The sequence below is a fragment of the Vibrio hepatarius genome, assembly GCF_001274785.1.
Lineage (GTDB): Bacteria > Pseudomonadota > Gammaproteobacteria > Enterobacterales > Vibrionaceae > Vibrio > Vibrio hepatarius.
Window position 1 is genome coordinate 1 of record NZ_LHPI01000029.1, and the last position, 13026, is coordinate 13026.

A 13026-nucleotide genomic window follows, 5' to 3' on the forward strand; every position below is an offset into this window, starting at 1 on the left:
TAATTTTTTAAAAATTAAAATAGAACCTAACCTATTGATAGATATAGATAAATAGCGCGTTCTGCCAAAGTCTCCCACGTGGGAGACATTTCACTCTGAAACGAGTGTGGCAGTACTGGTCAGAGTTAATTTTTAAAAAATTAAAATAGCACCTAACCTATTGATAGATATAGGTAAATATCGAGTTTTGCCAAAGTCTCCCACGTGGGAGACATTTCACTCTGAAACGAGTGTGGCAGTACTGCTCAGCGTTAATTTTTTAAAAATTAAAATAGCACCTAACCTATTGATAGATATAGATAAATAGTGCGTTTTGCTAAAGTCTCCCACGTGGGAGACATTTAGGGTAATCCTAACGTCAAATAACGATTTCGGTGTACTGTGGTTATCAAAAACCTGTATAGCCACCTATACAACAAAGCAATAGAGAGCTATCAAATGGCAACAAATAAAACAGACGCATTGGACCTTATACATCTTCATGAAGAAGAAGGTTTAAGCGCTCCACTAGTGAAATTTGAAGATGCTGAGCTCCAGCTAAAAGTAAACCGCTTCCTACCCTCGGTAGGTGTAGCTCCTAAAAAAAGAGAAATGGTCAATGCCATTTTCGATATTTGCGAGCGCTCAAAAGAATCAATAACATCTCTTAGTAAGGTTTCAGACTCATTTGGTTTATCAGTCAATACTATAAGAAGCTATCTAAAGGAATTAGAAAAGTTAGGAGTAGTTGAAACTGTCACCTGTACAACTGATCCAATAAATAGACGTAGAGGTATGCTTTACGTATTTAAGCAACCGAACTTATCAGCTGTATTCGAGAAATTGGTAGAAGAAGACAGTAAACAGAATGACACGCGTCCAATAGTACAAATTGAAGATGTAGATTTAATAAACCAACATGAGCTGACAGATATAGCATTTTGCGACCTAATAACAACTGTACTATTTGGTGCTTTACGTTTTAACCGCAAGGGAAATGCAACTAAAATTGAATCACATGTTTTGTGGGGACCAGAGCGAGTTGCTGTAGAAACACGTTCCGGTAAGGGTGAAAGAATAGCGTTACTATTCGATTTAAAATACTACATAGGAACAATAACTGTCCTTGAAAACATAATTAAAGAAAGAATTAAAAATGATGAGTTAGTTACAGAAACCTATAATATACCTCTAAATGCAATTTTGAACTCATTGAGGCTACCCAAGACCGGAGGCCATAAAAACTCAGCACTAACAGCAATAAGGAGGTTGTCTGGTACAACATTCCATATTCGACAGCTACCAAAATGGTTTCTTCATCGATATGGGATGACAAGCAACTCTGCTTTGCACCTAAACATGCTGACATTAAGAGTCGAAGGAGAGTCCAGTGAAGCACCAGGATCAATTGTGCTGCAATTACAATTCCCACCAGAAACTATTGCTCAAATAAAAAGACAAATAGACGGAAACACCGAGGCAATACATGAATTGACCCGAGTGTATTCAAATGCACTAACCACATCGAATAGTCTGGTGTTTGGATTTAATTTATGGACATCAAACTATTTCAGTGAAAAAGGCATGGCAATAATAGATTGGCTGGAACTTAAAGACCGAACAGCACCACAATTATCAATCACGGAATTTAAGAAAAGCTTTAGCGAGATACTAAAAAATCATGCGATTAAAGCGTCAGTAAAAGAGTATGACCAGAGTCTTGATAGAGAAGTTGAAGTTATCGATGTAGAGTACGAACCCATCTATAACAATCAGGGGATAGCATTGAAAGAGACATCTTGCATAAGTGGAATAAGGGTGTCACTTGAAGATGGCCAGTTCGTGTTACTGCCAGAAATAGATACTTCATCATTAATACTGAAAAATCTGTACCTTTAAACGATTCATAATAATAGATAAACGAGGTTGGCCTTAATGCCAACCTTTTTTATGAAAACAATAAAATTACTAATTATTAGAGCGAAGAAACGGTAGTGTTTTGTAATAAAAATCAAATGTTACGTCGTCACTTACCAGCGAAACTTTTAGAGAGCATCAACGGTACAAAAAGTATTATCGAATACTGTTTCTAGGGATAAAAACTCTAAACCATAACAATAATAGGATAGGGGAGGGGAATCTGATAATTAGTGTATATAAATCAACAGATTTCAGAATGAGATCTAAATCACTACAATATCAGCCCAGTACGATTCCATACTTTTAAAAATTTTACGGATTCACTACGCATTTAAAGGCCAATAAAGTGAATTAAAATAAATAAATTGAACCTAAATCGGGAAAGATGATTTTAATAAATAGTCTTTAGAAAAGAATTTTTCTTTTTAATCAACAACTTATTAAAACATTAAAAAATCAAGCATCCTTTTATGGCTAAAAATTACGCGCATTCATGAAAAAAGAGTAAACGTGAAAACTTGAAAATAACAAAAAAACGATCAAAAACGGTATTGAAAGTTCAAAACGGTACTGAAAGTTCGGATCGGTATTGAAAGTTTGATAATTGATCAAGGAAATATGGGGAGATCTAGCCGTTTTCATTAAATCTATCGTATAAACAATAGGTTACAGCACGATCCATTATGATCAGTAGATCGTTGATCTATTGACAAGATCAACTTAAAATCTAATAAGTTCGTAGATTCAAAAACATAACTGCAATTATGTGTTTCTACAACTGAAACCATAACGATGGTAAAAAAAAAGCTGAAAGCCCTGCAAGGCTAACAGCTTCATTACAACATTAAATATTGTGATGGATAAAGACTGCAATCTCTATCCTTCAAGCATCCAATTAAGTTTGGAGGACGCCCTTCACCCCTAATTATACTAGCTATCATAATTAGGTCAATGTCCCCAACTATGGATGCACTCAAAAAGAGTGTCTTATGGCAGGGACTAAACACGCCTTTTTAAAGGCTATAGAGAAAACATACCCATTAACATTTGTTGATGACGAACGCGATCTACATACAGAAGAGTTGGCATTAACTAAAGCTCAACTTGTGGAGATCTTAACCCATCACCAAAAAGCTACAGATAAATCTGTTCCTGCATACATTCCAGGAACATTTAACTCACCAAAAACTAAAGCGATAGAAGAAGTGAGACAACTTTCACTTCTCGTTTATGATGTAGATTGTAAAACAACCACTTACACTTTAAGCCAACTCGAAAGTAAGCTTGAAGGATATGCTCATATAATCCATTCAACATACAGTGCTACCTATGAAGCACCAAGATGGAGGGTAATCCTATTTCCATCAAATCCAATACAACCAGAAGATTTTCATAAGGTATACGTTGAAACAGCTAAACGCTTTAACATTGAAATTGATCAAACTTGTACTAATGCTAATAGGCTTTTCTACCTACCATCAGTAAATGTACTAAATGACTTTGTATTCTCTACATTCAATGACGGTAAAGATATAGCAATTAAAGAACCTAAAATAAAAACTAAAAAGAAAGTGAACAGAGGATACGTTTCCTTAAGTTCAGTAAGTGAATGTTCGAAAGATAGATTACCTTGCCAGTTCGGAAAAGCCTCTAGTAATGGCTCTGCAAATGGTTTTGTAGTACCACCAGCTCTTAAGGCGCCATTTACTAAGGAGCAGTTCGATGAATTACTCTCGCATCCGGGAACATGGCTTCGCGCAGCAGAGTATATGGGTCTTCCGGTAGAGGGTATTGGTTCCAAATCAAACTATTCCAAATCATTTTCGTCTGTAATTCCGGGTGTAGAAGATAGAAAACCAAGTTGCAGCCTTGGCCTTCTTTCAGATACAACAAGGCTTGTATATTTTGCTTTCAATGAAGTTCATGAGACCACTTTAAGCTCAGGCCCTGTTAAGTTCGATTTGGCGCATATCTTTGCAATGATGAAGTGTGGTCGTCGGATACCTCAGACAGAGTTTAAATCTGGTATGCACAAAGCTTGGTTAACTCGATTATTGATAGATTCAGGGCTGATTATCCCTCAACCAGTTACAGATTTACCTGAGTTGCCAACTGATGCTAAGTCAGCTGAAAGATTGTATGTTGGTTTTAAAGAGCTATTACAATGTAAACGAGCTTTCATCGATCAGATTGATGACCCAACTGCATTCAGCTTAACCTTTGCGTGCTATTGGTGTGGTATAGGCAACCGAAATACAGCTAAAAAGTATACTCAAATGCTATTAGAACACGGTGTATTACGATTTGTAGACAAAATCACATTGCCTCGTGGTGGTTCAATACCAGTATTGTTACCAGCAGGGAAAACTACCAATGTATATCAAATGCGTAAGAGAAATTCTCATAAGAAGTCGGTCGAAGCAGAGGTCGCTAAGCGTGTACCTACTGCGAACACTGTTCGTTCTACAAATACGGAGAGATTGCCATCTGAGCAAAATTCTTGTGAGGTTGTTACCTATGCAAATCGCCGGGAAATAGGGAATTATGCAAGGATCGATAAGCTTCATGACGATTATATTTTCGCAGATCAATCAGATGTTAATTGGATAGAAACAGATCCTGCGCTTAATAAAATTCACGAAACACCACGTAATTTAGGATACGGCTAACCCTTTCAATACTCATTGTATATAACCAACAGGGAAAATTGTTGAACGAACGAGCAAACAGACATATCATACTACTACATGTTTAATGATTTGCGTTTTAAAGGCTGCCGTTCAATGGAAATTGGAATACTAGACAATAACAGTTATCGCTCGATTCAGGATTCACAGACCGCATATATCATGTCAATGCGAGATTTAGCGCGTGTTGACCCTATCAGTGTGGCAGCATTGTTTAAGATTTCCACGGCAGAAGCACGTAGATTAGCAGAAACGTCAACATATGATCTGCAGGTCGCTTTACATTCTTGCCCTCCAATCTTGACGATTAAAGGCCAGGATACTTTACGCGGCGCAAGTCCAATGACAGCTCTTCTTGATTCGTTAGAATCTAATACTGACGAGTTTCACAACACGGCTGCACACATCAACGCTTATAGTGGACCCGTTAATACTTCTGGTTTGACTACCACTCCGTTGAAAAAGGCGAGAGGGTAGTTTGTGAGTAGTGCTGCATCGAAGCGTAGAACCCAAAGTTGGGAACCAGATATTTATTACGAAAAACAGCAACTCTCTTACCAAATGGCAAGACTCGGTGCTAATACTCGTGTACTGAAAAAATTCTTTGTTGTTGATAAACGACTAGAGAAATCGATTAACAAAGAGCTAGGGAAGTTTCGTAAGGGTTCTGGATGGATGACTACTCATGTTGTTCACCGAGTTCATGCAAACATTGTATATCGTAATTACTGCAATGCAGTACCTGATAATTCAGACTTTCATCGTCCACCTACGCCAACTGAATTGCTGTCTTTAGCGCGTACATATTTGGTTGTGTATAACAATCAGTATATGGATATTAATAGAATTTATCATATTTTCGAGTACTTGAAGGATGGTACTTTCACAAGAAAAGTCTGCAACAAATGTGGGATAGATTATATCTTTCACTCAGAAAGAAACTACAATCTATGCCCGTTCTGTGAAAAGGACTCTACCTTGTATAGTAAAGGTAAGCGTTAGTCATCAGTAATTCTTTTAAATAATCCCATTGGTAAATATGATTAACAAATTTACAACTCCAATCCTGTTGGCAATTGCACTATGTTCATGTTCTACAATTGAAACTGAACAACAGATAACGGTTGATTCTCCAAGCGATCTAGAACTGCCATCTGTTTTTACAGAAGCTTGGTTTAAAGATAACCTACCAATCCTTCGTGAAAGAGCTATAGATGATCCAACGGAAGCAAACGTTAGAAAATATTTTATCGCTCAAAAAGCTATGCTTGATATGGCTGAAAAGAAAGCTAACTCTACGACTTACCCTCAGTAATATACCTATTCCTACCCAGCGCTTTTAGCGCTACCACGCTATCAAAATCATATCGATTAAGTGTGCCTACTAAGACCCACTTAATCGACACGCAATCTATTCCAATCCTGCAATATTCATTGCATGAAAAAACATATCTTATCTTTGGCTGTGGCTGTCTGCCTGACGACGGCTTATACGTCGAATGCATTTGCTAATAGCGATACATCTGACTCCTTCTATAACCGTAAAAGTGAAGGTTGGTTTTGGTATGAGCCTGAACCGGAACCTGAGCAAGAAATAAAGGTAGAACCTAAGAAAGAACCAGTAAAAGCACCTGAAACAAAACAAGAAGCTAAGCCAAAGAAAGAAGCAACTGAAAACAACGAAGTAGTTGTCAATGTTGCATGGCTTAGAGAGAACTTACCTAAATTACGCGATTCAGCGATCGATAATCCAACCTATGAAAACGTTAGGCGGTATTTCTATGCCCAGCGAATCATGATGGATAAAAGTTCGAAATTTGCCTCTGTCGCACAACAAGTATCAAAGTTTGAAGTGCCTTTGGATGAAACTTTGCGTCGACCAGAGAACCAAGTTGCCCTAGTAGACCAAAAAATTGCGGCTAAACAAAATCGAAGTGATTTGATCAAACAGTTAGCAGATAAGGTCGGGTTCTTCTTTTTCTTCTCTTCTACATGTACTTACTGCATGAAAGAAGCACCTATGCTCAAACGTCTGCAGATGGAAACAGGTATAGACATACTTGCGATCTCACTTGACGGCCGACCGCTGCCTAATAACGAATTTCCAGATTACGTAACTGACCCAGGCACATTAAAACAGAAACTCCAGGTCATGGTTACACCCACAATTTACCTCGTTACGAAAGATGGCAGTGAATTCCATAACTTGGCCGTTGGACTTACCGCGCCAGATGAATTGATGCGTCGAACCATCATGTTAGCAAGCAAAGAAGGGTGGATTACCGGCGAACAATATGATGCGACACAAGACGTTCGTGAAATCCTCTTGGATGACGCAACTAAGAGCCAGTTAACAGTCGACCCAGACAAAGTGTTCAGTGACCCAGATTACCTAGCGAACAAGCTACGCGCCAAATTCCAAAAGCAATATGACCAAACGAAGGACATCCAGAATATTAATCAGGACGTGACACCGTGATGAATAGTAAGAAAAGACTGTTATTAGCATCGACAGCATTAAGCTTTTCTATGCTAATGCCTAGCCAAACCTTGGCTGGTGACCCCTTAAAAGAAATATTCGGGATGATGACCACTGCAACCGGTTCTCAAGTGTATGAATCACAGAAACGCAACGGTGTAGCCTTCGGTACGTTTAGTGCTAGATTTTCTATGTATCAGCCAAAAGTTATTAATTTTCAAGCGCCTAGCATGAATGCCGGGTGTGGTGGAATTGATTTTTTTGCGGGTTCAATATCGCTGATCAAGAAGGAGGAACTTGTTCAAATGGGCCGTTCGATAGCTGCTGGTGCGGCTGTCTATGCATTTAACTTGGCAGTTGAATCCATATGTCCATCATGTGCTCAAGGTATGGCTTGGATTCAAGATAAGCTTGATGACTTTAATGACTTAGTAAGTATGAGTTGTCAGGATACTGTGGATGCATTGAGTGAAGCGAAAGTTGGCCAAGGTTTGGCAAAGTCTCTTACTGATACTGTAAACAAAGATGGTTGGCAAGAACGATTAGGTTCATATGCTGAAACAAAAGTTGACGCCATGAGTAGTTGGGGTGACTTTTTCTCTGAACGTTCAGAAGATGGAGACGCTAAATCTGTCAAAGTACCAGGCCTTAAAGGGAATATCGTTTGGGATGCACTGGGTGCTGCAAAAGTTGATCAATGGAGTTTTGCTACAGGCTGGGAAAAAGACGATATTCAAGAACTGATTATGTCGTTAATTGGTACAAAGGTCATTACCGTTGGTGATGGTGATGAACTTGAAACCACTCCATACGCAAAAACAGTTTCTGCAGAGGACCTTCTTTATAACAAAGAAGGTGAAAAGATTGAATTACTTAGATGTGATACTAGTGAAACTAAAATCGATAACCGTCTCCCTTGTACGAAAATTAAATCAGGTTCAGCAGCAAAAGTAGAGTGGGAAGGGATTTATCCAAGAGCTCTTAAACTGTTAAACGGTGACGGTTCAGAAGTAGGCATCCGTAAACGCATTCTAACCAAACAAAACCTGACAAGTGAGCAGCAGAAGTTTGTAGAAAATGCTGATGTTCCGATGATGACATGGTTATTTATGACGGGTAAAGATGATGGTGCTCAAGAAGCGATAGCCAATCTAGTAGCTTATCGTGTAGCGGAAAAGTCGTTACAAGATTTGATGTACCAATTACAAGAAATCCTCAAAAAAGCGGAATTGAGTGCTACTTCTGACGCTAAAGCAACCCAGAACTTAATAGATTTCTTGAAAGGAAGGATGATCGAATTCCAATCTCAGATTGATGACATCCAGACGAAAAAACGCGATGAAATAAAATCAGCTAATGATCTAATGAATACTTATAAAACTTTAGCTGAGGCAGTTAAAGCAATGGCAGCGAGTGGAGTGTAGGGATGTCAGGTTTTGTAATTTATTCTATGGGTGACCCTAGCTTCATGCGACTTGCGCTTCTTGGGTTATCCCATGCTTTCGAGCAAGGCGCTATTTCGATTGCAAAAATTGGTTTGATGCTCGGATTACTTTCTGTTTTTTGGAACGGTATTTGGAACCCTGGAAAAATCGAATTCAAGCAGTTTTTTATCGGTTTCTTCCTAGTTCTGATCCTTTTCGGAAAATCCGTACCTGTCACGCTCATTCATGCCGATGGTGGTGCTGATGCAATGCCTGATATTCCAGTTGGTATTGCACTAGGTGGAACACTTGCAACTACGTTCGGATATACGATGGCCAATAGTTTGCGAGAGTTCTACCACACAACTTATGTACCCGGAAGCGCGGCAACCGGTAGTTATCGTGCAATGATAGGAGTTGACAGCGATGAACCAAGTTCAGTCCCAGTGGCTGGTAACGGCTTAGAGCCATTACGTGAATTGATGAAAATGCGATTCACAGGCGACATCGATGAATTTAAGGCTAATCAAGCATACAGTGCTACTGCTGTTATAGCTTCGGGTAGTACAGCAACTGACCTTTCTGAATCAGTTCAAGGTTATATGAAAAATTGCGTGCTAAAAGACCTTTATTTGAAAAATGGTTCACAAGAAATTAACGAACAAGCGATGTCGACTTACCCATTCTCATGGGATGCAATGAAAGTTACTTATAATGGATGGACTACCGAAGTTAACGTTGATGCCGGTCAAGGCTGGAAAATAATGGGTTGTGGAGATGCTTATACTAAGTTGACTTCTGCGATTGGAACGGATTGGAAGTATGTTGCTGAACATACTGCCTCAATGAGAGGTACTGCAGACGAGGTGCAGTTAAATGAAGGTCAAAGCATGCTATCTGATGTAAACATTGATGCATGGAAAATCAAAGTTAACCAAATTCTTCAGTACCATTGGAAAAAGGCTAAAGCAGGCAGTCCTTGGGCAAGCGAAGCTGAATTAATGGCGAGCCAGGCTGAATTCCAAGCAATAGACCAACGCAGGGTTTCGTCTGCCGTTCAGTATTCCTTATGGTCAGAAATGGCGATCCCGCTTATCACGTACATAGAAGCATTTGTATTTCTGATTGGCCCTATTATGCCTTTTGTAGTCGCTTTTGGCGAAAAAGGTATGGGAATGGTCATCAAGTATTTCTTTCTGTTGATTTGGGTTAATACTTGGCCAATTTTGCAGGTAGGAGTGAATATGTACCTGCAGAATGCAATGAATAATGCATCGTTTAACTCAACTAGTTACGATGCATTCTCGTGGGCAGGTTATAACACAAGTTTTACTGAACTAGAGTCATTCATAGCAATGGGTGCCACATTACAAACAATGGTACCTGCATTGAGTTTAATGCTTCTATACGGTTCGGTTCATACCGCAATCAACTTATCTAACAGTGCATCTAAAGGCGGTGGTAGCGAAGGCTCAGTAGCAACTCCAAAAGCTGTAGGTTCGGCTGATTCAGGTAAGGTTTCAGTTGGTCACAACAGTCAAACCTATGATTCCAGTACAGGGAGTGTTGTTAGTTCATATAATGGTTCAAATTCTGCCCCAATAGGTATGGCTCAAAACAATACGAAAACAGATTTGAATAGTACTTCTACTGAGTCATTAGCACGAGCTCAAGAACTAATGTCTTCTGAGGGCACTAAACTAAATAATGCTCACCAGACAATGTTCAATAACATGACAGTTGGCGGTGAAAATGCAACGGCAGCTCAAACAGAAGCCGCAACCAAGAATGAAGGTATTGCTCGAGCCAACTCTTACGCTAACACTTTAATGAAGACAGGTCAGTTCACAGCGCAAGACGCTAAAACTCTCGGTTTGGCATTGTCAGGTGGTATGGGTGTTAAAGCACAAGCTGAGGCTGCAGCAGCTCTTGGGTTTGGTAAGGATGGTGCGGTAAGTGCAAAATTTGGTGCAGCAGTCAAAGGTGAAATGGGTATTGATGCCAAGTCTAAACTAGACTCAGCAATTAGTAATGTAGCTTCGAAAACTACTCAGTCAGGTGACAACTGGAACTTTGCCAATACTGAAAGTGGTAGCGCGATGCTGTCTAAAGCTGAAACCTTATCGACTTCACGCTCTACTGGGCAAAATGCTGGCTTTGGCGAGTCTGGTTCACAAGCTGTTGAAGCAAGTAAAGCATGGACATCAGCTCAGAAACAAGTGGAGCAGGAATCACGCGTTCAAGCTGCTATAGCAGGAATGTCGTCTGGTATTAGTTATAACTTAGCAGGTGTTACCTCAACTGCATCAAATAATACGAATGATGAAAAATTCGCAGATGGTTCATTGCTAGCTGGTGTAGCACAAAAAACAGCATTAGGTTCAATGGATTCAGAGCAACGCCAAAAATTTGATGACTTTAAGAAGCAAGGAGGCTACGAGCCAGGCTTAAATGGGGATATGAAAGCTCTTAAAGCCTTCTCAAACACAAATGATGGCGCTTCGCTAAAAGGTATGGCTAGTCAGTTCAAGACAACAGACCAATATGCTGCAGAATATGACAAGGCTATTAAGAATGATGTTGGTAGCGATAAATCTCTACAGGCAAGAATGGCTGCGACAGGTCGTTATGCGGATGCAGCTATGAAAGACATCATGAAGAATAGTGGTAGCCAGCGTTACCAAGCTGGCGCCAATTACCTTGATACGTTAAATGAAAATGTCGGCGGCGGTGTAAAACAATGGGCGGCAGCGGCAAATGATATTAGATCAATTGGGGCAGCTGCAGAAGCACCGTTAACAACAAAAGCCCCCCAAACGGCAAAAGAAGCTGGCGGTCCAACTCAACGATCTGTCGTGGCTGCTAATCAACAAGGTCGCGCTGGTGCGGTCGCTGCAGTTGCAAGTCAGCAGGCCGTAATTGCAACAACAACCCCATCTCAGACCCATGAAGAAAATAAGAATGCGGTTCAGAAAACGGTTGCAGCTGATCCAACTAAGAAAGACGAAGCAGACCAAGTTCTTAAGAAGGCTGATGACAGAACAGGTGCTGCCCAAAAAGAGGTGCCAAAACTTGTTCAGCCTCTAACGGATGGCAATGTACAAGCAGGTCAAGTTGTAGGAGCTGCGGCACCAAGCGTTGGGAGTTTTGCAAAAAGTGCGAATGAACTTATGTATGGAACTAAGCAGGAGCAAGCAACTAAAAGGTTGGCCGCTAATGAAGGTGTGAGTAATGATATTGCAGCAAAAATTACTGGTCAGGATTCTAAAACTCAACATTCTGATTTGGTTGAGAGCGTGTCTAATGGATTGCGATCTGATGCTACCGACCAAGAAAGGAAAGAAGCATTAGGGACATTAGCTGCGGCTAAAGGCGCAGAAACTGAAATTGCTCGACTACGTGCAACCGGTGATAAAGAAGATGCTGCTCTTGCTGACACAATGCAACGTAATGTCAACTCCGTGAACACAGCTATGGAACGCGTATCTGGCATTGATAAAGATGTCTTATCGGGACTAGCTAACAAAGTTAATAGCGGTGAGCTGTCATTGTCTCAGGCAAACGCCGGCCTTCAAATGGCTACGAATGATAAGTATGACCCGATAAAGGCTGCGGAGGGTAGCTTCAATGTTAATACTGGTGGAATGCAGGGTGCTAACCAGTATGGCCACAAGGTACAGGAAGCAGCATTCGACCGGTTGCAGAACGATATTGCTGGTGGTCGAGCAATCATGAGCGAGATGGAGAATAAAGGGCAGACCGCTACAATTGACTATCAACTTTTAAGCTCTAGAGTTGAACAGGCTGAACAGTTCATGGAGTCGAAAAAGGATGAACATACTGCATCCGTTGCGACCAGTGCATACCGTGATGGTATTAATGGCAGCGACAACTATAACGAGTTAAGCAAAGTCGGGAATCAAGTTATTTCTGACGCCATTAGTGGCAAAGATGTTTCTGCATTGAACAAGGCTAACATCGATACTGCAATGTCCGGTTCAGAACAAAAAAATGGTTTTATGGGCTTTGGCACTGGTGAGACAACAAGCGTTGAGCAGATGAAGCAGTATGAGCAAATGCGAGGCGGTTTAGTTAATGCTGCAGAGGCGCTTAAGGCGACTCCAGGTATGGAAGATGCAGGCGCACGTCTTGAGAGTGCAATTCAAAAGCTAGATACTAAAACTGGGTTTGATGCACGTAACTCTACGCAAGGCCAAGGTACAGATACCAAGCCGAACTCGAACGGTGATAACGCACCTGTTGGTAACGGTGACCAAGGCGTGACAACACCTGCTAATGCTGGTAATGCCGCGCAAGGTCAAGGCGCAGATACCAAACCGAGCTCGAATGGTGATAACGCACCTGTTGGTAACGGTGACCAAGGCACGACAACACCTGCTAATGCTGGTAATGCCGCGCAAGGTCAAGGCGCAGATACTAAACCGAGCTCGAATGGTGATAACGCACCTGCTGGTAACGGTGACCAAGGCACTACGACATCTGCTAATGCAGTTAATGCCGAGCAAGGCCAAGGGGG

7 protein-coding genes are annotated in these 13026 nt (G+C 40.7%); all 7 read left to right on the top strand.

Annotated elements, in window-relative coordinates; translation table 11 throughout:
• Positions 1–438 precede the first annotated feature (438 nt).
• The gene (locus AKJ31_RS20500; RefSeq protein WP_053410896.1) at positions 439–1878 is read left to right on the top strand and encodes a hypothetical protein; all 1440 of its coding nucleotides are present in this window, start codon (positions 439–441) and stop codon (positions 1876–1878) included.
• Positions 1879–2888: 1010 nt separating this feature from the next.
• Positions 2889–4568 (top strand): hypothetical protein, encoded by a 1680-nt coding sequence (locus AKJ31_RS20505; RefSeq protein ID WP_053410897.1) that lies wholly within the window; start codon positions 2889–2891, stop codon positions 4566–4568.
• Positions 4569–4682: 114 nt separating this feature from the next.
• Entirely contained in the window at positions 4683–5063 is a 381-nt protein-coding gene (locus AKJ31_RS20510) for a hypothetical protein (RefSeq protein ID WP_053410898.1), read from the top strand.
• A gap of 562 nt (positions 5064–5625) precedes the next feature.
• Positions 5626–5901, top strand: coding sequence for a conjugal transfer protein TraF (gene traF, locus AKJ31_RS20520; RefSeq protein WP_053410900.1), 276 nt, complete (start codon positions 5626–5628; stop codon positions 5899–5901).
• Positions 5902–6024: 123 nt separating this feature from the next.
• Positions 6025–7065 carry a conjugal transfer protein TraF gene (traF, locus tag AKJ31_RS20525; RefSeq protein ID WP_053410901.1) on the top strand — a complete coding sequence of 347 codons (1041 nt, stop codon included), beginning with the start codon at positions 6025–6027 and terminating at the stop codon, positions 7063–7065.
• The gene (locus tag AKJ31_RS20530; RefSeq protein ID WP_053410902.1) at positions 7065–8489 is read left to right on the top strand and encodes a conjugal transfer protein TraH; all 1425 of its coding nucleotides are present in this window, start codon (positions 7065–7067) and stop codon (positions 8487–8489) included. The genes traF (AKJ31_RS20525) and AKJ31_RS20530 overlap by 1 nt, the downstream gene beginning before the upstream one ends.
• Before the next feature lie 2 nt (positions 8490–8491).
• On the top strand, positions 8492–13026 hold a 4535-nt coding region (locus tag AKJ31_RS20535), incomplete at its 3' end, for a conjugal transfer protein TraG N-terminal domain-containing protein (protein WP_083440002.1).

Bases quoted from the DNA above. Each gene is read 5' to 3' on its own strand.
- traF (WP_053410900.1), top strand. From the start codon at position 5,626: ATGATTAACAAATTTACAACTCCAATCCTGTTGGCAATTGCACTATGT.
- AKJ31_RS20530 (WP_053410902.1), top strand. From the start codon at position 7,065: ATGAATAGTAAGAAAAGACTGTTATTAGCATCGACAGCATTAAGCTTT.
- traF (WP_053410901.1), top strand. From the start codon at position 6,025: ATGAAAAAACATATCTTATCTTTGGCTGTGGCTGTCTGCCTGACGACG.
- AKJ31_RS20500 (WP_053410896.1), top strand. From the start codon at position 439: ATGGCAACAAATAAAACAGACGCATTGGACCTTATACATCTTCATGAA.
- AKJ31_RS20510 (WP_053410898.1), top strand. From the start codon at position 4,683: ATGGAAATTGGAATACTAGACAATAACAGTTATCGCTCGATTCAGGAT.
- AKJ31_RS20505 (WP_053410897.1), top strand. From the start codon at position 2,889: ATGGCAGGGACTAAACACGCCTTTTTAAAGGCTATAGAGAAAACATAC.